General features: G+C 63.0%; 21 protein-coding genes. 12 read left to right on the top strand and 9 right to left on the bottom strand.

Annotated features, from left to right (window positions below; all coding sequences use genetic code 11):
- The first annotated feature begins 17 nt into the window (after nt 1-17).
- Entirely contained in the window at nt 18-3,497 is a 3,480-nt protein-coding gene (locus Q7P63_06195; protein ID MDP0499675.1) for a sialate O-acetylesterase, read from the top strand.
- 70 nt (nt 3,498-3,567) lie between these two features.
- On the opposite strand, the gene Q7P63_06190 is transcribed toward Q7P63_06195, so the two are convergent.
- On the bottom strand, nt 3,568-5,388 hold the full coding sequence (locus tag Q7P63_06190) for an OPT family oligopeptide transporter (GenBank protein MDP0499674.1): 1,821 nt from the start codon (nt 5,386-5,388) through the stop codon (nt 3,568-3,570).
- A gap of 129 nt (nt 5,389-5,517) precedes the next feature.
- On the opposite strand from Q7P63_06190, the gene Q7P63_06185 reads away from it, so the two are divergent.
- The 5 genes from Q7P63_06185 (at nt 5,518) to Q7P63_06165 (ending at nt 9,494) form a co-directional block, all read left to right on the top strand.
- The gene (locus Q7P63_06185; GenBank protein ID MDP0499673.1) at nt 5,518-5,733 is read left to right on the top strand and encodes a type II toxin-antitoxin system HicB family antitoxin; all 216 of its coding nucleotides are present in this window, start codon (nt 5,518-5,520) and stop codon (nt 5,731-5,733) included.
- Nucleotides 5,733-5,912, top strand: coding sequence for a type II toxin-antitoxin system HicA family toxin (locus Q7P63_06180; protein ID MDP0499672.1), 180 nt, complete (start codon nt 5,733-5,735; stop codon nt 5,910-5,912). The genes Q7P63_06185 and Q7P63_06180 overlap by 1 nt, the downstream gene beginning before the upstream one ends.
- Before the next feature lie 92 nt (nt 5,913-6,004).
- Nucleotides 6,005-7,492, top strand: a complete 1,488-nt coding sequence (locus Q7P63_06175) for a cytochrome ubiquinol oxidase subunit I (protein MDP0499671.1) — start codon at nt 6,005-6,007, stop codon at nt 7,490-7,492.
- Complete coding sequence (gene cydB / locus Q7P63_06170) at nt 7,492-8,523, top strand: cytochrome d ubiquinol oxidase subunit II (protein MDP0499670.1); 1,032 nt, start codon at nt 7,492-7,494, stop codon at nt 8,521-8,523. The genes Q7P63_06175 and cydB overlap by 1 nt, the downstream gene beginning before the upstream one ends.
- Nucleotides 8,524-8,600: 77 nt before the next feature.
- A complete protein-coding gene (locus tag Q7P63_06165) occupies nt 8,601-9,494 on the top strand; it encodes a dienelactone hydrolase family protein (GenBank protein MDP0499669.1) in 894 nt (297 codons plus the stop codon).
- 3 nt (nt 9,495-9,497) lie between these two features.
- On the opposite strand, the gene Q7P63_06160 is transcribed toward Q7P63_06165, so the two are convergent.
- From Q7P63_06160 to rho, 4 genes are all read right to left on the bottom strand, one after another.
- Entirely contained in the window at nt 9,498-10,214 is a 717-nt protein-coding gene (locus Q7P63_06160; protein MDP0499668.1) for a hypothetical protein, read from the bottom strand.
- Nucleotides 10,215-10,264: 50 nt separating this feature from the next.
- Nucleotides 10,265-11,029, bottom strand: a complete 765-nt coding sequence (gene hisF / locus Q7P63_06155) for an imidazole glycerol phosphate synthase subunit HisF (GenBank protein MDP0499667.1) — start codon at nt 11,027-11,029, stop codon at nt 10,265-10,267.
- 25 nt (nt 11,030-11,054) lie between these two features.
- On the bottom strand, nt 11,055-12,788 hold the full coding sequence (locus Q7P63_06150) for a hypothetical protein (protein MDP0499666.1): 1,734 nt from the start codon (nt 12,786-12,788) through the stop codon (nt 11,055-11,057).
- A 217-nt stretch (nt 12,789-13,005) separates the two neighbouring features.
- Nucleotides 13,006-14,139 (bottom strand): transcription termination factor Rho, encoded by a 1,134-nt coding sequence (gene rho / locus Q7P63_06145; protein MDP0499665.1) that lies wholly within the window; start codon nt 14,137-14,139, stop codon nt 13,006-13,008.
- Nucleotides 14,140-14,383: 244 nt separating this feature from the next.
- On the opposite strand from rho, the gene Q7P63_06140 reads away from it, so the two are divergent.
- Genes Q7P63_06140 through Q7P63_06115 form a run of 6 tightly spaced genes read left to right on the top strand, consistent with a single transcriptional unit; the run spans nt 14,384 to nt 17,889 of the window.
- A complete protein-coding gene (locus Q7P63_06140; GenBank protein MDP0499664.1) occupies nt 14,384-14,908 on the top strand; it encodes a type II secretion system protein GspG in 525 nt (174 codons plus the stop codon).
- Entirely contained in the window at nt 14,898-15,446 is a 549-nt protein-coding gene (locus tag Q7P63_06135) for a type II secretion system protein (protein MDP0499663.1), read from the top strand. Before Q7P63_06140 ends, Q7P63_06135 begins: the two co-directional genes overlap by 11 nt.
- Entirely contained in the window at nt 15,446-15,928 is a 483-nt protein-coding gene (locus tag Q7P63_06130) for a type II secretion system protein (protein MDP0499662.1), read from the top strand. The genes Q7P63_06135 and Q7P63_06130 overlap by 1 nt, the downstream gene beginning before the upstream one ends.
- A complete protein-coding gene (locus Q7P63_06125; protein ID MDP0499661.1) occupies nt 15,925-16,287 on the top strand; it encodes a prepilin-type N-terminal cleavage/methylation domain-containing protein in 363 nt (120 codons plus the stop codon). Before Q7P63_06130 ends, Q7P63_06125 begins: the two co-directional genes overlap by 4 nt.
- Nucleotides 16,284-16,922 carry a prepilin-type N-terminal cleavage/methylation domain-containing protein gene (locus Q7P63_06120; protein ID MDP0499660.1) on the top strand — a complete coding sequence of 213 codons (639 nt, stop codon included), beginning with the start codon at nt 16,284-16,286 and terminating at the stop codon, nt 16,920-16,922. Before Q7P63_06125 ends, Q7P63_06120 begins: the two co-directional genes overlap by 4 nt.
- A gap of 40 nt (nt 16,923-16,962) precedes the next feature.
- A complete protein-coding gene (locus Q7P63_06115) occupies nt 16,963-17,889 on the top strand; it encodes a 1,4-dihydroxy-2-naphthoate polyprenyltransferase (protein ID MDP0499659.1) in 927 nt (308 codons plus the stop codon).
- 242 nt (nt 17,890-18,131) lie between these two features.
- Here the strand turns inward: Q7P63_06115 and trxA are convergent, their stop codons facing one another.
- The 4 genes from trxA to Q7P63_06095 are packed head-to-tail and all read right to left on the bottom strand — an operon-like array spanning nt 18,132 to nt 21,747.
- Nucleotides 18,132-18,458 (bottom strand): thioredoxin, encoded by a 327-nt coding sequence (trxA, locus tag Q7P63_06110; GenBank protein MDP0499658.1) that lies wholly within the window; start codon nt 18,456-18,458, stop codon nt 18,132-18,134.
- Between the two features lie 34 nt (nt 18,459-18,492).
- Nucleotides 18,493-18,741, bottom strand: coding sequence for a hypothetical protein (locus Q7P63_06105; protein ID MDP0499657.1), 249 nt, complete (start codon nt 18,739-18,741; stop codon nt 18,493-18,495).
- Between the two features lie 41 nt (nt 18,742-18,782).
- On the bottom strand, nt 18,783-19,610 hold the full coding sequence (locus Q7P63_06100) for a segregation/condensation protein A (GenBank protein ID MDP0499656.1): 828 nt from the start codon (nt 19,608-19,610) through the stop codon (nt 18,783-18,785).
- Nucleotide 19,611: 1 nt separating this feature from the next.
- A complete protein-coding gene (locus Q7P63_06095) occupies nt 19,612-21,747 on the bottom strand; it encodes a hypothetical protein (GenBank protein ID MDP0499655.1) in 2,136 nt (711 codons plus the stop codon).
- Nucleotides 21,748-21,907: the final 160 nt, after the last annotated feature.

The following is a 21,907-nucleotide window of genomic DNA, read 5'->3' as shown; positions in this document are numbered from 1 at the left end:
TCCCCCATCACTCCACTATGAAATCGCTACCTACCCCAACTTCCTGGTGGCGTCTCCTTCTGGTCATGCCGCCGCTTGCGGCCTCGGCCGAGACGCTGCTCTACCTCGACTTCGAAGACGCTACGCCGGGCGAGCAACCCGTGGCTTCGGCTTCTCCCCGCCCGCTCAAGACCAACACCGGTCCTGAAGCCGGCCTGCCGATCACCCCGGCGGAAGGCGGCCCCATCGGCATCGCCATCGCCCCCTACAGCGGCAGCCCGGCCACCAACTACGTGGGCGAAGGCCAGTTCCTCCGCCTGTGGGACTATGACACCAAGGTCGGGCTCGGGCTCGAATACAACTTCGTCGAATCCGCCAGCGAGCAGGTATCGTTGCTGCGCTACGGTCTCGATTTTGCCGCCACCAGCGCATCGGTTTCCGGCGCCCAAGACCTCCGGATCAGCCTCGGTGCCTACTATGATCAGGACAAGATCAACCTCTCCAACGGCGGCAACCGGCCCTTCATGATCACGGTCGACAACGACGGCAACATCGTGCTTTCGCTCAGCGACTCCGACTCCATCAGCGGCAGTTTCAGCACCGATGCGCCCCACCACCTCGACATCTTTATCAACGACTACGAAGACCGCACCTTCGTGCTCGATTACGATGGCGAGCACCGACTCTACACCAACTCCGTCACCGTGTTTCTCGACGGCGAGTTCTTCGCCCAAGGCATGCTCGACAACACCCTTAACTACCGCCTGCAAGCCGCCAATTTCGGTCGCATCGGCTTTGTCTCCACCACCTCGACCGTGAGCGTGGATTTCCTGATCGACAACCTCGAAGTCCAGACGCTCGACGACCTGAGCGAAGATGCCAACCCCGTGCCGTGGCCCGGCGACCAGCCCGACCTCTCGGGCGACGAAGGCGAAGACTACGATCTCGTCTTGCTCGACGAGACCTTTGACTACCGCGCGGGCCCGCTCGACCGCATCTCGCGCTGGGCCAATGCCACCGGCATGCCCGATCTCGAAGTGCAGGCCGATGGTGTGCTCGACCTCGATCCGGCCGGCAGCACAGCCAGCGGCCACTACCAGCTCGGCTTTTACGATTCCCAGCTCGTCAAGCGCTCACCTGTCGGTACCGAACCCGGGCCGCGCGTCTACCTGCGGGCCGATCTGCGGCTCGACGGCAGCACGGCAGGTCTCGCACCGACCCCCATCATGGGCCTGCAAAACGGCAGCATTGCCGACCGCGTGACCGGCCTCGTCTGGGTAGGCGAGGGCAGCACGACCGATTCGCTCAAAGTCGGCCTCTCCGTGACCGACGATGTCGCCGACATCCAATGGAGCCCCGTTGAAATTACCGATCAAGCGTGGCACACCCTCGTGGTTCGCAAAAGCTACGGCACCAACGACCGCGCCCTCTGGCTCGATCCGGCGGACGCCGCCGCCGAGCCAGACCTGCTTGTGGCAGTCGAGAAAGACACCAGCGACGCCTCCGTGGCCGGGGTCGCGCTCCTGGATTCTGCCGAAGGCGTACCGCTGAGCCTCGACAACCTGCGCGCTTCAGGCTCCCTCGCGATGAGCCTCGACCGCACTCCCGTCGAACGCCCGGCCCTTAGTGTGACCCAGCAGACGGGCCAATACACGATCGACGCTGCCGACTACTTCGCACAGTTTACCGGCAACCTCCAGCTCCAGCGGCTGGCGGCGGGCGGCGAAGACCTGCTCTACACCGGCGCCGCTTATCCCTCCGGCGGCTGGGAACTCATCAACGAAGGCAGCATCGGCAAAAACGTCATGTTGGGCGACCAATACTTCGCCATGCAGACGGAGTATGTGCTCAGTGCCGTGGCAGCCCGACGCGACGGCTTCACCATCACCCTCCAGAACAACGACGACGCGAACGCCGGCACCTATCGCTTTGCCTTCCAGGCCTCACGCATCAGCGAAATCCGTGACGGCGCAGGCACGGTAATCGTCCCAAGTGCAAGCGCCGCCGCTGCGGAGGCGCTGGTGCTCTCGACCGGCTACAACACCCTCCAACTGACCGGTGTCGACCGCGTCTACCTCGACGCCGCCGAAGACGCCCTCATCGTGGAGGCCGAGTTGCAGTCGCGTGAGATCCGCGACATCGAAGTGACTCCCTCCGCAACCCACGTCGCCTCACCGCAACAATACCAGGTCTTCCAGCGCCAGACGCTGGAGCAGGGGCCGGTCGAGATTGCAGGCCGTGCCGTGAATGGTGCCGATGCGGTAGTCGTCAGCTTCTCCGGTGGCACACCGCTCGCGGGCAGCCTGCCCGATACGGTCACAATCCCGATCAGCGCCGACGGCCACTTCGCGGAAACCGTTACGCTGCCCGCCGGTGGCTGGTATACCGCCACGCTATCCTTCCAGCAAGACGCGACGGAGATTGCGCAGCAAGTGGTTGAGAAGTTCGGCGTGGGCGAAGTCTTCATCGGCTCCGGCCAGTCCAACTCGACCAACAGCGGCACCGAGCCAACCTACCCGAGCAGCGAGTTTGCCGTCTCCTTCAGCGGCGGTCACTGGCAGCCTGCGGCCGACCCGCAACCCGGCATTCACGGCCTCAGCACCAAGGGCAGCTACTACCCGGCCTTGCTCGACTCGCTGGCGGCCGACTTGCAGGTGCCGGTCGCGATTGCCAGCACCGGCCACGGCGGCACCTCCGTCAGCCAATGGCAGCCCGATTACGAGTACGATTACACCACGTATCTCTCCTACGCCCGCTATAATGGCCTCTATCCGTGGACGCTGCATCGCATCGAGCAGCTCGGCGCCGGCGGCTTCCGAGGCGTGCTCTGGCACCAAGGCGAGAGCGATTCCAGCCACGAGCCCGGCGTCATCCGCACCTCACAAGAGGAGTATTACAACGGCATGAAGACGCTGATCGAGAGCACACAAGCGGCTGCCGGTTGGGACATGCCGTGGTTCGTCGCCCAAGCCTCTGTCTGGCCGGTCGATAACCCCAATGGCGATATCCAGATCAGCAGTGCACAACAACAGCTGTGGGCCGATGGCATCGCGCTGCAGGGGGCCAATTCCGACACGCTGGGCCTCGAATACCGTCAGCCTGACGGCAGCCGCGTGCACTTCACACCCGAAGGCCTCGCCGCGCACGCCGCCCTTTGGGCCGAAATCCTCGAACCCTACATCCAGCAACAGGCCGGGGAGGCCCAGTGGGTGGGGGAGAACCTCGCGGGCGCTGAGCCGCTGGCCGGCACCTCCTGGTACCACGCCGGCCAATTCGGCTGGCTCTGGGCCCGCTCACAACCTTGGGTATGGCAAGACGACTGGGGCTGGCTGTGGATCGACGGCGGCCCAGGCGGCTGGTGGATGTTCCATGACGCCACCTATGAAGAGCTAGGCTGGCTCTGGACCTCAGCCTCCCTCTATCCGCTGTTTTACAGTGCCGACACGGCCCAATGGTGCGACCGCGTGGGTAACAAGGTCTGGCTCTTTACCGAGCAACGCTGGTTGCGCCTCGAATAGAGTCGCTTCACGATCAGAACCATAATCAGACAGGGCAGGGCGACTTTTCGGGGGTCGCCCTGCTGCTTTTTTACGAGGAAACGAGATACTGCCACAGCACCGCGCCCACCCCTGCAAGGCTCTCGCCCGCTACAAAGCCGGCCGCAATGGAGAGCGTGAACCGGGCAGCCAGGTTGGGCACCCACTTGCTCGCCAGCCACGCCAGCAGCGCCCCGAGAAACATGCTGATCGAAAGCGAGGCGGGAATCACGAACGCCAGCCCCACCGCCGGGATACTCGGTAGCCACTTGCGCACCTTCTGCGGGCTCAGGCGGCTGACGACTTCGATCGCCAGCGCCAAAACCGCCGCAATCAGCATCGCCCAGCGAGCGTGCATCGGGATCGTGCTCAGCCCGTCTTGCAGCACCTCGGCCACCGCCTTCCAGGTGGCGACCGCAGGGGCTGGCCACTCGTCGGTAATCAGCATCGTCTGAGGATCGGGGATCAGCAGCAGGTAAGTGCCGCAGCCCACCAGAGACCCGACAAGGATGCCGAAAACCTGCGCGATGATCTGCGAACGCGGATTCACGCGCACCAGCAGCCCCGTCTTGAGGTCGTTCAGCAGGTCCGAGCACTGTCCCGCCGTGCCGCCCGCGACGTTGGCCGTCATCAAGTTGGCCGTGACGTTGGCCGGAGCAATGGCCGCAAATGCCACCTGCGAGACTTTGCCCAGCGCGCCAATCGGAGGAATTCCCGTCTCGCCGACCACCCGGGCCGCGACTACCCCCAAGACAAACGAAATGGGAATCGCCAGCAGCGCGGGCAGCCAATGGATGTTGAAAATCGTGACCTGCGCGACCACTGCCGCCCCGCCGAAAACCAGTAGCCCGCCCCAGAACCAGCTCGCCGGGATGCCCTCGGCCACGCCAGGTGCGTCTTCCTCAATCCGCTGGCCCGCGTCGTCGACCAGCACGCCCGGCTCGTCGGAGTCGGTGGCCGGCTTCTTCTTGCCGTAGGCCTCCCAGAGCGAAAACGCGAACGACGTCAACGAACTCACCACCATCATCGTCACGCCCGGCCAGAGCAGCCACTCGACCAGTCCGCCAAACCAGTTGGCGCTCGGGTCGGCCACGCCCACCGGCGCCCAACCCTGCTGCAGGGCATAGGGCATCAATACACCCCAGCCGACGATCGCGCCGATCAATAGGCTGATCCCGGCCCGGATGCCGATAATGGCACCAAAACCGATCATCAGTAGGGAAGGGTCGAGCCCAAAGGAAAGGTTGCTCCAGCTCGCCGTGGTGCCGCCCATCGCCCCGCCCTTGGCCGCGACTTGGGTAAAGGTAGGCGTCCAGACGCCCGGCCCGAGGCGCTTCATCAGCTCCAGCGCCATGGCACTCACCCCGGCGCTCAACAGCACCGCCACGCGCTGGAAGGCCTCCTTGCCCTTGGCGTAGATCTCACGGATCGTCTCCGCCGTGGCAACCCCTGCCGGGAAGGCCAGCTTTTCGCGGATCAGCATCTGCCGCCGCAAGGCCACCGCCACCGTGATACCCGTCGCGCTGACCGCGAAGACCCACGCGCTCATCACCGCCCAGCTCATCTGCTGTCCCGTGATCAAAGTCAGGGCCGGGATGGGTGCCACCAGACCGCCCGAGATGATCGAAGCCGCGCTGGACGCGGTCGTCTGGTTGATCGTATTTTCCTTTTCGCCCCACGGCGCCGCGCCAAACACCTCGAACAGCTTCCAGATCGCGTAGCTGAGCAGGCAGGCGTTGATCGACATGTTGAACGACCAACCGATGCGCAGGCCGCTGTAAATATTGGCCGGGGTGAGAATGGCCCCGATGATCATGCCCGTGAGCAAGGCACGTAGGGTGAGCTGGGGTAGGGTGTCCTCCGATTTTTCCACTGATCCGAGCGAAATGGTGAATCAACAAAGCGAGTTGTAGCAGAACATACCGCACCCCGCGCGATCCGTCGATCCCCAAGCTTGCGGCAGGATTGACGGGGCAGGTGCGGGCGCTCATACTCAATCATCATGAAAGGTGAGTTTTCTGCCATCATCGAAGCTGCTCCTGAAGGAGGCTACTGGGCAGTCTGTCCAGAGGTCCCAGGCGCAAACGGCCAAGGGGAGACAATCGACGAAGCGAAGGAAAGTCTCCGGCAGGCGATCATTCTGATCTTCGAGGACCGCGTGGATGATATGACTCGCGGTCTCCCGGACGACGCCATCAGAACTGTTGTGGCGGTTTAATGAACCGCCGCGAACTGGAAAAGCGGCTACGTTTTGCCGGTTGCTTCCTAAAGCGTGAAGGTGGATCACACTCGCTTTGGATCAATCCGCGAACGGGCATTGTGGAAGCAGTGCCCCGGCATGTAGAGATCAAGGAGCACTTGGCGCGCAAGATTTTGAAGTCTCTCGGTGCCGAATAACCGCGCTCCCGCTACTCCCGAGTATTAGCCGGGGTATTAAAGGATTATACGGCCTTGAGCCAGCCTTATAGGGTGCGGTAGTTTCGCTCCTGATGGATCTGGAGATTCTGTCTCGGCTGCAATTCGCGTTCACGATCGCGTTCCACTATATCTTCCCGACACTCAGTATCGGCTTGGGGACCTTCCTGGTCATCAACGAAGCCGTTTACCTGAAGACGCGGGACGAGTTTTACCGGCAGACGGCCAAATACTGGGTGCGCATCTTCGCCCTGATCTTTGCGATCGGGGTGGCGACGGGCATCGTGATGGAGTTCCAGTTTGGCACCAACTGGGCAACCTATTCGCGCTTCGTCGGCGACGTCTTTGGCAGTGCGCTGGCGGCGGAGGGCATTTTCGCCTTCTTCCTCGAATCGGGCTTCCTCGCGGTGCTGCTCTTCGGCTGGGACAAGGTGGGGCCTAAAATGCACTTTTTCGCGACCCTCATGGTCTGCTTCGGCTCCCACTTCAGCGCCATCTGGATCGTCGTCGCCAACAGCTGGATGCAGACCCCCGCTGGCTTCGTGCTGGAGGTGGGCGACCAGCGCCTCGATCCGGGAACGCTGCTGCGCCCCGAGGATATCCCGCACACCCGCGCCGTGATCGACGACTTCTGGGCCATGGTCTTCAACCCCTCGTCGGTCGAACGCCTGACCCACGTCATCCTTGGCTGTTGGTTGGCCGGGGCGTTCCTGGTGCTGAGTATCAGTGCGTTTTACCTCCTGCGGGGTAAGCACATCCGCTTTGCACGCTTTTCCTTTGTCGTGGCACTTGTCATGGCGACGATCACCTCGCTGCTGCAGCTCGTGGCTGGCCACGCCTCGGCCGAAGTTGTGGCGGAGCACCAGCCGGTGAAGCTTGCTGCGATGGAAGGGCACTACGAGACGATGGAAAGCGCCCCCCTCAGCATCGTCGGCTGGGTCGACGAAGACGCGCAGAAGACCTACAGCATCGCCATCCCCGGCATGCTCAGCTTTCTCCTTAGCGGCGACGTGAACCACGAGGTAAAGGGCCTCAAGGACCTGCCGGCCGACGATTTCCTGGCCGAGCGCCACCCGGAGGTCGACCCTGCCGACTACCCGGCCCTGCGTCAGGACCACTACTGGCCCAAGGTGAACTACGTCTTCCAGTTCTACCACCTGATGGTCGCCATCGGCATGGGGCTGATCGCGGTCAGCCTCTGGGGCTGCTGGCTCTGGTGGCGCGGTAAGCTCTTCGACCTGTCGCGGCGCAGCGTGCGCATCTTCATGGTCATCATGGTCGCGTCGGTGCTCGGCCCGCAGGTCGCCAACCAGGTCGGCTGGTTTACGGCCGAGATGGGTCGCCAACCATGGATCGTCTACGAGCTGCTGCGCACCTCCGAAGGCCTCTCCAAGGTCGTGATTCCGGAGCAGGTGCTGGCCTCTCTGCTCATGTTCGGCTTCATTTACTTCCTCCTGTTCGCGCTTTTCGTCTTTCTGCTCACGATCAAGATTACACACGGGCCGGATATCGAGGAAGACGAGACCGAATACGCCCACACCAAGCAACTTTTCAAGCAGTAATGGACTGGCTACCTGTAGACTTGAACACGATCTGGTTTGTCCTTGTGGGCATCCTTTTCGCCGGCTACGCCATCCTCGACGGCTTCGATCTGGGGGTAGGGGTGTTGCACCTGTTCGCGCGCACCGATGAGGAACGCCGCGTCAACCTCAACGCCATCGGCCCGGTATGGGACGGCAACGAAGTCTGGCTCGTCACCGGTGGGGGCGCGCTCTTCGCCGCCTTCCCGGAGGTGTATGCCACCGTTTTCAGCGGCTTCTACCTCGCCTTCTTCGCCCTGCTGACCGGCCTGATCTTCCGCGCGGTGGCAATCGACTTCCGCAGCAAGCTCAAATACCGCTGGTGGCGCCTCACGTGGGACGTCAGCTTCTCGCTGGCCTCGATCCTCTGCAGCTTCATCATCGGCGTCACGATGGGCAACATCGCGCGCGGGGTGCCGCTCGATGCCGACTTCGAATACGCGGGCGGCTTCTTCACCCTGTTCAACGCCTATTCGCTCTGGATGGGCGTGACCACTGTCGCACTTTTTGCCATGCACGGCGCGATCTACCTCCACCTCAAGACGGAGGGCAACTACCACCAGCGGGTCAAGGCCTGGATCCAGCCCTGCATGATCGCCTTTATCCTCTGCTACGCGCTCTTTACGCTGGCCACCTTGCTCTACGTGCCGCACATCACCGACGCGCTGCGCGCCCAGCCCGCCTATTTCGTGCTCGTAGTGCTCGTGATCCTCGCCATCGCCAACATCCCGCGCTCGATCTACCTCGACAAGGGTGGGCAGGCCTTTGCCTCCTCGGTCGTCGCCATGGGGCTGCTGATGGGGCTCTTCGGCATCGGCATGTATCCTTACCTGGTGTATTCGCTGCCCAACCCGGAGCACAGCCTCGATATCTACAACGGCGCGAGCAGCGACAAGTCGTTGGGCATCATGGCGATCATTGCGGCGATCGGCGTGCCGCTCGTGCTCGGTTACACTGCGGTAATCTACTGGATTTTCCGTGGCAAGGTGCGCCTCGACGAGATGAGCTATTGAAGTACGAAGCTTGTCGCGTGAAACAATGCGCGTATCTTGTCGATTATTAGAGTGGAAACCCCTATCCCCTAAGAACGATGAAACTCCTGCTCTTGTTTCCCTGCCTGCTGGCGGCTGCCCTGATGGGGCAGACGAGTGAGGTGGTCCGCTACAAAGTGGGTGACTCCACGATGGCTTCCACCCTTGTCCTGCCGGCCAATGCCACCGCCGAACAGACGCGCCCAGCCGTGCTCATCGTGCCCAACTGGATGGGCCCGGGGCCGTATTATGATGCCATGGCGCAGGAGTTTGCCCGCAATGGCATCGTGGCCATGACGGTCGACATGTACGGCGAAGGCGTCCGCCCGGCCAACCTCAACCAGGCGGCCGAAGCAGCTTCGGTCGTGGGGGCAGGTGACCGCAGTATGATGCGCAACCGCATCACGTCGGCCGTCAAGGAGATCCGTAATCGGCCCGAGGTCGACAAGCAGCGCATCGTGGCCATCGGTTTCAGTTTTGGGGGCACGGCCGCCTTGGAGCTGGCCCGCTCCGGCAGCACGATCAACGGGGTGGTGTCATTCCACGGCGGCCTCTCGACGCCTCTGCCGGAGGACAACCGCAAGATCAAGACCAGCCTGCTGGTGCTCCAGGGCTCGCGCGACCCCTATGTGCCGCTGGAGGAAGTGCTGAAGTTCCTCGTGCAGATGCGCGACACGGATGTGGACTGGACCTTTGTCGAATTCAGCAAGGCCACCCACGCCTTTACCAACCCTGCCGCCAACCAGAAGGGCAAGGAGGAGTTTGACGAGAAGGCGACGCTCCAGTCCTGGGAAATGACGTTCGACTTCATCGGCCGCCGGCTCAAGGTCGACACCACTGGATTGAACAACCGTAAGATGCTCGACCTGCTGAAAAAGGCCGCGATCGTGGAACCCGTTCCGGCGGCACAACCCGCGCCAGCCACCGAAGCTACGCCCGCTGCTGCCGAGTAGGCGCTACTGCGCGGGCAGGGCAAAGGTTTCGCCCGGCAAGGCCAGATTGACGGCTACGTCCACGATCTGGAGCCGGGATACGAACTCGCCGTTCATGCGGTTTTCAAGCTCCGTGGGCCAGCGCACGCCCGCGACCTCGGTAAACTCCAGCGGCAGCACCTCGAAACGGTCGGGGAATTCCTCTTCGTAGACCGTCACCACGGCGATCTGCCGTACGCTGCCATCTTCCGCCAGTCGATGTTCGCTGAAGACGCCGTCGCCGTGCGCCAGGCGCACCAGGGTATCGTTGCCCGAAGCACCTTCGACCATGATCGAGCGCGGCAAATAGCGCTTTTGCAGGTAGGCGACGAGGCTCCCGAGCGGGAAGGCTTCGGCCAACATAGCCTGCGCCTTGGCCCCCTCCAGTTGGGTCACATCCGTTCCACGCGGGCTCACGGTGCCCTCCCAAGCTTCGCCCAAACGCGTCAACTCCAGCTGCTGCCACTCCGGGAACTGCAGCACCAGCCGGCTCATTTGCGGCTGGGCATAAAAAAGCATAAACGGGATGCTGCGGCCCGACTCAAAGTGCAGAAAGCCAATGAAACGGACATTCTCCACCGCATCGAGGGCCTCTCGACCGCCAAAGCCGTCGAGAAAACGCTCCATCAGCTTGTCCGAACTCTGCGCCCAAGCGGGAATTGCCCACCAGACGAGGCACAAACTGAGGAGAAAGCGGGCCATCGACATCAAGATAATGCCATCCGGCCCTGCGTGCAACTACCAGTAACAGGCTAACTCAACCGCACCGGCAGACCGGCGGCGTGCAAGTGCTGCTTGGCCTGAGCAATCGTAAACGTGCCGAAGTGGAAGATGGAGGCGGCCAACACCGCCGAAGCCTTGCCTTGTCGCAGCACATCCACGAAGTGGTCGAGCGTGCCCGCGCCACCGGAGGCGATGACGGGAACTTCCACCGCCTCACTCAGGCGGCGGGTCAATTCCAGGTCGTAGCCGGCCTTAGTGCCGTCGGCGTCCATGCTGGTGAGCAGGATTTCTCCCGCGCCACGGCGCGTCACCTCTTGAGCCCACTCGATGGCGTCGAGCCCGGTGGGGTTGCGACCGCCGTGGGTGTAGACTTCCCAACGCTCCTCGCCCGGCACACGCTTGGCATCCATGGCCACCACGATGCATTGGTTGCCGAAAAAGCTGGCCGATTTGTCGATCAGGTCCGGCGTTTTGACGGCAGAGGTGTTGAGGCTGACTTTGTCCGCGCCCGCATTGAGCATGGCGCGGATGTCGTCGACGGTCCGCAGGCCGCCGCCCACGGTCAAGGGCATGAAGCACTGCGAGGCGGTGGCTTCGACGACGTCGTGCATGATGCTGCGCCCGTCGCTGGAGGCCGTGATGTCGAGGAACACCAGTTCGTCCGCGCCTTGGGCCTCGTAGGCCTTGGCGGTTTCGACTGGGTCACCGGCATCACGCAGCTCCTGAAAGCGCACGCCTTTCACCACGCGCCCGGCATTGACGTCCAGGCAGGGGATGATGCGGACCGAAAGCATCGGATATTGCGAGAGGGGCCGAGCCTTAGGCCTCCAGCATCGCCACGTCGGGCGTGAAGGAGATCTTGAGGCGGTACTGGACACCCGGGCGCATCTGCAGCGGATGATCGCGCAGGAGCGTCTGGATGTAGTGCATGTTGCCCCAGTAGCCGCGGTATTCGGGCTCGTTGGTCACCTCTTCGGTTTCCTGCCACTGGCCTTGGAAGTCGTCGTGCTCCACTTCGCAACCCAGGCCGTTGGCGCCGAGAGTAAAGGTGCCCGGCAGGTGCTTCTCGCTGTGCGGCGAGCCGATGGCCAGGACGTAGCGCATCTTGTCGCACTTGATCGGCGACTTCACCGTGAAGATGAATTCGCTGGAGATCGTGTTGCCGGAGAAGTTCCAGTTGACGCGGCAGGAGCCGAGGCCGGGGACGATCTTCTCTTCCGACGTGATCAGCTCGGGCTGCTCGTAGCGGAAGTAGAAAGAGCGGCGCATGCCCATACCCGTGACGCACTTCTTGCCGTAGAAAGCGGGGACGATCTTGTGCTCGCCGAAGGTCAGTTCCGGCACGAGGATCGGCAGGAACTTGTTGACGGGCCAGTCGAACACGCCCGGGCAGTGCGGGAAGGCGAGGCTGTTGGCGTTCTTCAGGCCATTGTTGGCCAGCAGCGGAAGGTGCAGGTGCAGGCCGCTCTCGGCATCCTGATAGATGAAGAGGCCTTGTTCCTTCTTGTTGCTCTTGTCGAAGATCACCCAACGGCCGCCGGTGCGGGCGGGGGAGGGCTGGGCCTTCAGGTCGCCGCCGATGCTCTTGGCGAGGCGGGACCATTGGCAAAGGTAGCGCGCGGCGTCAAAGTTGGCCATCCGCGTGGTGTGGGCATCCTGCGTGTCGCGCTCATGGTCGCGAATGACGAGGAAGCCGTGCTCCTGATCCATGTAGGTCAGGAAGAAGAACTGGAAGAGGCGACGCAGCAGGTCGTTGTAGAGGCCGCGCTTTTCCGGTTCGATCCAGCCGTCGCGCAGGGCTTGGAGGATCAGCGAGATGCAGTGCATCTGCCCGTAGGCGCCGACGCCGCGGCCGTAGTTCCAGCCGAGGCCGTCTTGGCGGACGAGGTCGGGCAGCAGCTTCAGGTATTTCTCCGCCATCGTGCGCAGGCTGGGCAGCTTGCGGTCACGCAGGTGGATATTGGCGTGGAGCTGCAGGGACTGGCGGATGAACACGAGGGACATCACACCGTAAATGTCGAAGGCGCCGTTGATCGGGCTCTCTTCAGAGCTGTCGTCGAAGAAGCCAGCCGAGCTGCGCGATTGAGCGCGTTCGAGGAAGCGGTCGATCAGCTTGCCCGTCTCGTCTTTCTTCGACAAGCCCATGCTGTAGCGCACGACCGACTTGGCGACGTTGAACGACTGCAGGTGGTTGTCGTAGTCCGTGCGGGCGAGCATCCGCTTGTCGAGACGCTCGCGCGTCGGGTCAAGCAGGCGTTCCCACACCAAATTGCGCTCCTTGGCCGGGCCAAAGGAGAGGATGCCCAACGCAGCGTAGCCGAGGCCGTTTTCATGTTCTTCCTCGGTGAAGGCTTGCGCCGTCACACACCGAGCCGCGAGGTCGACGAGATCGAAGTTCGAGAACTGTGTCTCGCCCGTCGCGCGGTAGAACTCACCGATGGCGAGCGCAGCGTGCCCGCTTTCATCGGCGCGGGCTTGTTCGCCCTCGATGGGCTGAATAGTCCCATCTGCGTTGATCGAATCCAGGTTTTGGCCCAAAATTGCACGGGCCATGTCTAAGCACTGAGCGGCGAAGTTCTCCATTCCGAAAGAGGAGCATTTAGGAGAGGTCTTTTACCCCCCGCAAGGATAAAGCTGAATAATTTGCAGGGTTTTCTGCGAATTGGTGAGATGGCGAGCAAGTGGGGCGCTCATGCCGCTTAAATAGCGCCAAATTAGACGGTAGCAGAGGCATTGACTTGCGAAATAGCGAGCGTATGTCGCGCTTGGCCTACACCTCCAGCAGTTTCATGAACTGCTCGTTGGTGGTCGTCTTCGAGAGTCGGCTAAGAGCGCGCTCGACGGCGTCGTCGGGCTTGAGGCTGGTCAGCGCGCGGCGGAAGAGGGTGGCCTTCTTCAAAACGTCGGGCGGCAGGATCAGCTCTTCGCGGCGTGTGCCGGAGCTGGCGATATTCATCGCGGGCCAAAGGCGCAGCTCGGCGATCTTGCGGTCGAGCACCATTTCCATGTTACCGGTGCCCTTGAATTCCTGGAAGATCAGCTCGTCCATCCGGCTGCCGGTCTCGATCAGCGCGCTGGCGATGATCGTGAGGCTGCCGGCCTCTTCCGTATTGCGGGCGGTGGAGAAGAGCTGGCGCGGCTTTTCGAGCGCACGCACATCGAGGCCGCCGCTCATGGTGCGCCCGCTGCCGGCCTTGGCCGCGTTGTAGGCGCGCGCGAGGCGGGTCAGCGAGTCCATCAGCAGCACGACGTCCTTGCCGCTTTCGACGAGGCGCTTGGCGTGGTCGATGGCCAGCTCGGCCACATAAAGGTGGTTCTTGGTATCCTCGTCGTTGGAGGAGGCAAAGAGGCGGCCCGGCACGTTGCGCTTGATGTCCGTCACTTCCTCGGGGCGCTCGTCGACAAGCAGGAGCAGCACCTCGCACTCGGGGTGGTTTTCGGCCACGGCATGTGCGATCTCTTGCAGGATCGTCGTCTTGCCCGTGCGCGGCGGGGCCACGATCAGGCCGCGCTGGCCTTTGCCGATCGGGCAAAAGAGGTCGATCATGCGGCCCACCATGCTGCCGCTGCCCTCGCGCTCCATCTTCAGCCACTGGTTGGGCGTCACCGTCGTCAGGTGCTCGAAGGCCAGCACGCGCTTGCGCTCTTCGACCTTGATGCCGTCGATCTTCTCGATGAAGCGCAGCTTCGGGTTGGGGTGCTTGCCGTCTTCCTGGCCGAAACCTTCGACAAAGCTGCCGCGCTGGATCTTGAAGCGGCGGATCATCTCGCGCGGGACAAACGGGTCCGACGGGCGGTTCTTGCCGTTGTGCTCCGGGTTCAGCAATACGCCGGCCTTGTTGTTCTGTGGCTCGAAAATGCCCGCGATGGCTAAGCTGTCGCGCGACGAGTCTTGGTTCTCCATAGGTCCTGATAAAAGAGGCTATAACGGGGTGCAATACACCACACCGGCGCTTGCAATCAGACGTCCGAGAAAGGAAGAGGACGTTCCAGAGGGGCGGTGCCGCCAACGCTGCTTTCACCTAAGTCGGCAGACACCAGTGATGTTATCTAGTGAGATGTTTTTTATCGTGTCAACGCGCGGGAAACAGAAATTTGTGCCAAGGGTCCGTCTTGACTCCCCGGTGCAAACGTCCCTTGATGGCCCGATGAACGCACGCGGCTGGACGCTATTGGAGCTGGTTTTCGCCTTGGGCATCATCGGCTTGATGCTGGGCGCGGTCGGCTGGGGCGGGCTTTCCGTGCAACGACACCAGCGCTGCCTCCAGGCCGAGGCGCAGCTCGAGGCCATGGCGGCGGCCCTGCAGGCCTACCATCGCCACTGGGGGGCCTATCCGGTTGCCTCGGAGGCGGATGGCGCGGCGGTGCTCTACCGTAGCCTGCGCCTGGGGCAGGGGCCAAACGGCGAAGCCGCACCCGCTCGCTGGAAGCCGCTAGTCCCCGCCTTGGCAGACGACGGCCAAGCCTTGCTCGACCCGTGGGGCACGCCTTACGTTTACCTCTACACCACGGCCAGCGAGTGGACGTATCCGCGCTTTCGCCTGCTCTCCCTTGGGGCGAGCGCGGCAAGCAATGGCAACCCCGAGCCTTGCGGCATCGAGCCCGACGGCTGGCTGACGACGGGTTATTCGGAGGCCAACCTCTACCGCGACAACCTCGTGTATGGCGAGTAAGGGCGGGTATTCGCTGCTGGAGCTGGTCGGCGTGCTGGCGGTGCTCGGGGTGCTGCTCAGTTTCGCGATTCCCGCGATCAGTGGTTCGCAGCGTGCGGCCAAAGTCGAACACACCCGCGCCCAGTTTGCCCGTCTCAGCCTGGCGGTGGAGGCATACCGCGGGTATTATGGGCGCTACCCCGCCTTGGCCGAGACCGCCGATGTCTCGCTGGCGGGGCAGGAAGCCCTCCTGCTGGAATCCCTGCTCGGCTACGGTCTGGATGGTGGCGAAATGGCCGCTGCCGCCCGTGCGTTGAATCCGCAAGCGCGCAATTTCCTCCAGCTTGCTGCCGACGATCTGGAAGAGGACGGTCGCTGGACCGACGCTTTTGGCAATCACCGCTGGCACTATGTGTGGGACCACGATCGCGACGGCTGGATTGAGCTGGCGGAGCTGACCAACGTGCCGGAAGCCTCCCGCCCGGTGCGCCCCTTGCCGACGGGCGTATACTGGTATGTAGAAGGTGGAGCCGAAGGCCCCTGGATCGTGAGCTGGTGATGCGGCGCGGCTTTTCATTGCTGGAGATCGTGGTCGTACTGGCGCTCGTCACCGGCTTGCTGGGCGGTGCGCTATGGGTCTGGCAGGCCAGCCCCGCGCAGCCGCCGCCAGATTTGGAGGCGCCCAAAGCATGGGAAGCCTACCTCGCCAATGCTCGCCAACTCGCTCAAGCGCGGGGCCGCCCGGTCTGCGTAGCGATTTGGAGCGATGAGACGGGGCTGTACGCCGAACAGCTGATCCTGGCCGGAAGTGAATGGGAACCGGAGCCTACCTCTGCTTTTGCATGGAGCGGTGTCCGCCTGACCATTAATGATGCGGACCGGCATACGTTTTCTGTTTGGGCCGCACGAGGCGAAGCCCAGGTTATTGAGCTGAACGCGAGCGGCCAACCCGTTCACACTTATACTTGGCGCTGGGCCGACGGCACGGAAGGCCGCTGGGAACCGGGTGGGTTGCCGCAGCAGCGGGAGGTGGCGCCTTGAGGCACCGCGGCTTCACCCTGCTGGAGGTGGCACTGGCCCTTGGCGTGATGGGCGTGGCGCTGATGGCGCTTGTCCTCCTGCTGGCTCGGGCTTTGGCCGATACGGCACCAGCGCAAGCGGTCCGCCCGGCGGAGGTCGTGCGGGCGGTGCAGGAGCAGTTGCACGCTCATCCACCTGAAGTTGCGACCGACTGGATGCTCGTGCGCGAAGGGGAGGCGTGGCTCTGGCAGGAATGTTGCGCCGGCGGCCACGGTTGGAAGGTCACTTTTACTCCCGGCGTAGGCGAGGCCGAATATTGGGTGGCACTGCAGGAGCTGGCTGGCGGGCCGGAATACCTGTGGCTGGAGGTTCGGCCATGAAACGCCGTGGCTTTACGCTGCTGGAGGTGACGGTCGCCCTCAGCCTGCTGGCGGGGCTGCTGCTGGTGCTCGTCGGCCTGTTCCGGGCGACGCTTCAGGCTTCGTTTGGTCAACTGCGCCTGGCCGACCGCTCGTCAGTGGTGGAGGCGCTCTGGCAAGTCGAGGAGGGTTGGCACCATCGACTGCCCGCGCCCGATGCGCCGCTTTGGCTCGACGTGGTGGCCGGCGAACGGACCGAACCCGCCGTGTTGCTCAAGGGCGCATGGCTGGACGAAGACGAGGCGTTGGCGTGGCAGGCATTGGCCCTGGTCGCGGAAGATGCCTGGGGCAGCCCCCGCGCCAAGCCGTCTCTGGCGGTGATTCGCAAGGCCCCGGCGGCAGCGGACTCCTTGGCCGAGTGGGAACCGCTGATCGCGGGCGAGCGCACCGTGCTGGTGGGGCCGCTGGACGCCGTCGAGCTGGAGGTCGGTCGCCGGAACGATGGCGTTTGGCAGCCCTGGCCTCGGGAGCCGGAGCAGGGGTGGCGTTTGCCAGCCTCGGATGCCGTGCCGCAACTCACCGTGCGGGTACGCTGGCAGGCCGGGGACGACAGCGGCGTGCTGGAGCTCGCGCCATTGTTGAGCGACGGATACTGAAGGAGTTGCGTTCGCGCCGGGGGATCGTAACCATGCGCATATGGCAAACCCTTGGCTGTTGGCTGCCCGCCCCAAGACCCTCCCGGCGGCGATCATTCCCGTCTTGCTCGGGACTGCGCTCGCCTGGCATGCGCACCAGTTCGATCCGCTGGCGGCGAGCTTGGCGCTGCTCTTCGCCCTGCTCGTGCAGGTGGGTACCAATTACGCCAACGACTACTACGACTTTGTCAAAGGCGCCGACACGGCCGACCGCATCGGGCCGACTCGCGCCACCGCTGCCGGGCTGGTGAAGCCCGAGGAGATGCGCCGCGCCATGTGGCTCGTCTTCGGCCTCACCTTTCTGGTCGGCTGCGGGCTGATCCCCTTCGGGGGCTGGTGGCTGCTGGTGGTGGGCGTGGCCAGCATCGCTTGCGGCTGGGCCTACACCGGCGGGCCTTATCCGCTAGGTTACAATGGCCTGGGCGATGTCTTCGTGTTTTTCTTCTTCGGCTTTGTCGCCACCATGCTCACGTTTTATGTGCAGGCGCAGAGCTGGATAGGCTACAACTGGGCACAAGACGCGGCTGTCCTCTACATCGGGCCGGCCTTCTGGATCTCTATCGTGCCGGGTGCGCTGGCGACCAATATCCTGGTGGTCAATAACCTGCGCGACGTCGGGACCGATGCGATGACAGGCAAGCGCACGCTGGCCGTCCGCTTCGGGCGCGACTTTGGGGTGCGGCAATACCAGGTGCTTGTGATCCTGGCAGCCATCGTGCCTTTATTCCTGATTCTCGATTATCAATTCGGCTTGTGGACCCTGCTGCCCTGGCTGTCGCTGCCGCTCGGCCTCAAGCTGGCGCTGACGATGGGGCAAGCGGCCGAGCGCGAAGGCTGGCTCAAGCGCCTCGCCCAGAGCGCCCTCTTCATGCTGCTCTACGGAGTGCTCCTCGCTGCCGGCCTGATCATCGATACTCAGGCGCATTGATCGGCGCGCACAAAAAAGCCAGCCGCCCACGAAGGACGGCTGGCCCGGTAAAGTGATGTCTTGAGCAGTTCCGTTTTAATCTGAACCAGCGAAGTAATGGGGCTCTTTTGGCCGTTCGCTTCGTTGCGGCTTCTCAATGGGCCTTTGGGCCCGCCTTCGAAGCCTCAGCCTCGCGCTGCGGCTCAAAATAGCTCCCATCCACTGTTTCAGCTTAATCCGGAAATGCTCTAAAGGAGGGCGAACTAGTTGAGTTCGCGAACCTTCTTGGCAATCGCTTCCTTTTGCACGAGGCCCACCGACTGATCGCGCAGCTCGCCGCCCTTGAAGAAGAGCAGGGTGGGGATACCGCGCACATTGAACTTTTGCGCGAGGCCCTGGTTTTCGTCCACATTCACCTTGGTGATCTGGACTTCGCCGCTCATTTCGGTGGCGAGTTGCTCCAGGATCGGAGCGATGGTCCGGCAGGGGCCGCACCACGGGGCCCAAAAATCGACGACCACGACCTTGTCGGACTTGGTGACGATTTCCTCAAAGTTGGCTTCGGTTAGATTTACAATAGCTTCAGACATGGTTGCTTTTGATAAGGGGGCTCAGCGAACGTAATCAGCGGGGCGTGTTCTTGTCGATGATCTCCGCCAGTTGATGGGCTTCGGTCTCTTCAAGACGCTTACCCTTCCGGCGCAGGTCTTCGCAAGTTTTCATCAGCGTTTCCGTCATGCGCGAATGAGTTTCCTCAGACCCGCCCACGATCGAAAACTGCTCCGCACGCGTAATCCGCTTGTGGCCATCTGCATGGTCCAAGCCGATCCCCAGGATATGCGCTCGCTGTTCCGCGTGCTGACGTTCATTCATTGGTGACAACCTTGTGAAAGTATGAGCTTTTGCAAGGCGCTTTATTCCTTTGGGTCCCCAGCCGGCTCCGGCAGCGCCTCCGCAAGGTCGTCATCCGGAGCACGCTTTTGGCAGAGAATATCCCCAAAATTGTCGTGCTGCTCCAGCGAGATGCGCTTGAGCCGGGTCAGCTCCAGCAACGCGAGGAAGGTGGCCACCACAAACATCACGCTTGGGCGCTCCTGCTCGCCCAGCAGCTCGGTAAAGGTGAAGTGCTCCTGCCGCTCCAGCCGGTCGAGCATAGCCTCCATGCGTTCGGCCACCGTTACGCTCTCATCCTCGATTTCGCCCACATTCACCTTTTCCGCCAGGCGACGCAGCACCCGGTTGAAGGTGTTCCACAGCTCCACGTGATCGGTGGGGGCCAGCGGCAGCTCACTCAGCGGCACCGGCTCTTCCACGATGTGACGGTCGACGAGCGTTTGCGCGTTGTTGACCAGTTTGGCCAGATCTGCCGCCGCATCCTTGAAGCGCCGGTATTCGAGCAGCTGCTGGACGAGTTCCCAACGAGGGTCGATTTCGTCGTCTTCGCTCGATGGATCCTCTTCATCCACATGCTGCTCCGGTGGCAAAAGCATGCGGCTCTTGATCTGCATCAGCGTGGCGGCCATGACGAAGAACTCGCCGGCCACCTCCAGTTGACGCTCCTCGGTGGCGCGCAGCACCGCCAGGTATTGCCGCGTCACCTGTTCGATCGGGATGTCGTAGATGTCGATCTCCTGCCGCCGGATGAGGAACAGCAGCAAGTCGAGCGGCCCCTCGAAGGCCGAGAGCCGGATCGGGTGGTCCGTGCGCGGGAAAAAGCTCTTGAGGTCCGCCGTGTCGGACATGCTAGAAGGCGAGGAAACGCACCTTCAGCTGCAGGCGGAAGTCGTCCTGCCGCTGGTCGCCATTGGTCAGCAGCACCCCGTAGTCAAACTCCCAGTAGCTGCCCCAACGCTGGCGGATCGCATACACCTGGCGGGTCAACTGGCCGCGCTCGTCGTCGTAGCGGAGGGAGGCCAGCGCGCCAATGTTCTCCGTCAGGCGGTAATAGCCGCTGAAGCCGTATTGCGACACCTCGTCTTCGAGATGGTCGAGGGTGAAGGTGATGCGCCACTTGTCCGCGCTGAGGATGCTGGCGTCGAGGTAGTAAGCCTCGGCCATGCCATCTTCCGTCCGCCACTTGTGGGCGGCGCGGAGGTCGAGCCACGGGGCCGGTTGGGTGCCCAACTCGGTGTAGAGGGCGTCGTCGGTGTCGTCGTCGAGGTTGAAGTCCTGGAAAACGTCGAGCTGGGCGAGGTTGCGCGTGCTACCGTCGCTGCTGCGGGTTTGCAGCGCGTTTTCCACGCCTACGCGCACGACATGCATGCTGTCGAGCGTGTCCACATCTCGCCGGTCGCCCAGGTTGAAGAGCGGGCGCGAAGGATTGGGCAGGTAGGCGTCGAATTGATACAGCTCGTCCGGCGAGGCACCATGGGCTTCGCGGAAATTGTAACGCACCATCGGGCGCAGGAGGTGGCGCAGGCCGTTGATGTCCCACGTCTCATTTTCGTAGCCCCAATACGCAGAGGCTTCCGCCGTCAGGTCGACCCCGGCCTGCGCGAGGATCCGGTCGGCATGTTCGCCCGAAGGGCTGTCTCCGTAATAGAGGTAGCGGGCCGCACCGTTGGGCGTCAGCGTCAACCAGGGGGTGAGCAGGGTGGGGCGCTGCAGCTCGTAATAACCATCCACGCGGCCGACCGCATCCGAGGTCTCGATCTGGAGGATTTCCTCCTCCGGCAGGCGCTCGTTGTAGTCGAAGCCAACGATGTCACGACGTCGCTGATAGCCAGCCTGCACATGCGCGCGGTGGTAGAAATTGAACTCCGTGATGGGGCGCAGGCGGCTTTGCCAGCGCACCTCCGGCAGGCGCTCCGTCATTGGGAAATACGGCGAGACGGTTGTCTGGGCCAAGCCGGTGAGGAACCACGTATCGGCGGTGTAGAGCACCTCGAAATGGCTGTCCGCCTCCTGCAAGTAGGGATACAAATCCCAACGGAAGTCGCGCAGGATCTCCGAGTCGGAGACGTAGTCGAGCTTGGCATTGAAGCTCAGGCGGTCGAGCGTCTGCTGGTGATTGAGACGCAGGAAGTAGCGCTGCGGGTCGATCGGCTCGTTCAAACGGTCGACGCCGCGTTCGCCCGTGTCGAAGTCGTAGATCCAGCCTGTGCTGAGGGTCGTGACGCTCTGCGACGGCCCCTCCTCGTCCACGTAAGACACGATGGGCCCAAAGAGCACGCCCCGGTTGCTGTAGGCGTCGAAATTGGCACCGGCCAGCCAGCGGTCGTCCACCGGCACCAGCAGCTCGGATTGGATATAGGCGCCCAGATTGCCCCGGTAGCCCCCGGAGGCCGTCGCCTGCAATGAGGGCAGGGCAAAGGAACGGTCGAGCGTCGCAATCGGGACTTCGAAGCCGAGGCCCTGCACGCCAAAGCGCACATCCTCTGCCCGCACCCGTTGCCCGGGCACGACTCGGGCCGACTTCACGCGAAGGCGCGGGGTCCCGGTCGACGGCTCGCCATAATACAGGGTGGCAATCTCGCCGATAAATTCCTCCGGCGTGCCCTCCGCGCTCTCACCCTCGATAAAGAATGGCGGATAGCCCGCGCGGAAATGACCGGTGGTAAAGCGTTGCGAGTCGAGGTCGTAGGTCAGCTCGTCGGCCAGCAGGCGCAGGCCGCGGCCCGTCGCCGTCACCTTCCCCTGGGCTACCAGCTTGCGATCCTGCTCGTAAAACTGGATCAGGTCGGCAGTGATGCGGATGTCTTGACTCCGGACTTCGGCATTGCCCCGGGCGGTCACAATCCCGTTTTCCAGATCGCGTTCGAGCGGCTCGTCCGCGCTCAATTCGGCCCCCGAGGCCAAATCGGAGACCTGGGCGTGCATCAAGGGGACGGAAGTGGTGCCGCAAAGGGCCAGAAACATGAGCAGGTGGCGCAACCTCACCCTGCGCAGTGTGCGGCAGGCGCTTCGCTGCACAAGCCAAAAGGCGGGCCCATCTGCAGGGAATTACCAGCATCTGGGGGATAAGGGCCAGCCCGGCACGGAGGTGAAATACGATACGTTATACACAATGGACGACAAAAAGGGCGCCCTGTGTTATTTT

The sequence above is a fragment of the Verrucomicrobiota bacterium JB022 genome, from assembly GCA_030673845.1.
Classification (GTDB): domain Bacteria; phylum Verrucomicrobiota; class Verrucomicrobiia; order Opitutales; family Oceanipulchritudinaceae; genus WOUP01.
The sequence above is the reverse complement of the archived record's forward strand: the minus strand, read 5'-3'. Positions and strand labels throughout refer to the sequence as shown.

Excerpts from the sequence above, each read along its gene's own strand:
- Q7P63_06195 (MDP0499675.1), top strand. The coding sequence starts at position 18 with ATGAAATCGCTACCTACCCCAACTTCCTGGTGGCGTCTCCTTCTGGTC.
- Q7P63_06185 (MDP0499673.1), top strand. The coding sequence starts at position 5,518 with ATGAAAGGTGAGTTTTCTGCCATCATCGAAGCTGCTCCTGAAGGAGGC.
- Q7P63_06180 (MDP0499672.1), top strand. The coding sequence starts at position 5,733 with ATGAACCGCCGCGAACTGGAAAAGCGGCTACGTTTTGCCGGTTGCTTC.
- Q7P63_06175 (MDP0499671.1), top strand. The coding sequence starts at position 6,005 with ATGGATCTGGAGATTCTGTCTCGGCTGCAATTCGCGTTCACGATCGCG.
- cydB (MDP0499670.1), top strand. The coding sequence starts at position 7,492 with ATGGACTGGCTACCTGTAGACTTGAACACGATCTGGTTTGTCCTTGTG.
- Q7P63_06165 (MDP0499669.1), top strand. The coding sequence starts at position 8,601 with ATGAAACTCCTGCTCTTGTTTCCCTGCCTGCTGGCGGCTGCCCTGATG.
- Q7P63_06160 (MDP0499668.1), bottom strand. The coding sequence starts at position 10,214 with ATGGCCCGCTTTCTCCTCAGTTTGTGCCTCGTCTGGTGGGCAATTCCC.
- hisF (MDP0499667.1), bottom strand. The coding sequence starts at position 11,029 with ATGCTTTCGGTCCGCATCATCCCCTGCCTGGACGTCAATGCCGGGCGC.
- Q7P63_06150 (MDP0499666.1), bottom strand. The coding sequence starts at position 12,788 with ATGGCCCGTGCAATTTTGGGCCAAAACCTGGATTCGATCAACGCAGAT.
- rho (MDP0499665.1), bottom strand. The coding sequence starts at position 14,139 with ATGGAGAACCAAGACTCGTCGCGCGACAGCTTAGCCATCGCGGGCATT.
- Q7P63_06140 (MDP0499664.1), top strand. The coding sequence starts at position 14,384 with ATGAACGCACGCGGCTGGACGCTATTGGAGCTGGTTTTCGCCTTGGGC.
- Q7P63_06135 (MDP0499663.1), top strand. The coding sequence starts at position 14,898 with ATGGCGAGTAAGGGCGGGTATTCGCTGCTGGAGCTGGTCGGCGTGCTG.
- Q7P63_06130 (MDP0499662.1), top strand. The coding sequence starts at position 15,446 with ATGCGGCGCGGCTTTTCATTGCTGGAGATCGTGGTCGTACTGGCGCTC.
- Q7P63_06120 (MDP0499660.1), top strand. The coding sequence starts at position 16,284 with ATGAAACGCCGTGGCTTTACGCTGCTGGAGGTGACGGTCGCCCTCAGC.
- Q7P63_06115 (MDP0499659.1), top strand. The coding sequence starts at position 16,963 with ATGGCAAACCCTTGGCTGTTGGCTGCCCGCCCCAAGACCCTCCCGGCG.
- trxA (MDP0499658.1), bottom strand. The coding sequence starts at position 18,458 with ATGTCTGAAGCTATTGTAAATCTAACCGAAGCCAACTTTGAGGAAATC.
- Q7P63_06105 (MDP0499657.1), bottom strand. The coding sequence starts at position 18,741 with ATGAATGAACGTCAGCACGCGGAACAGCGAGCGCATATCCTGGGGATC.
- Q7P63_06100 (MDP0499656.1), bottom strand. The coding sequence starts at position 19,610 with ATGTCCGACACGGCGGACCTCAAGAGCTTTTTCCCGCGCACGGACCAC.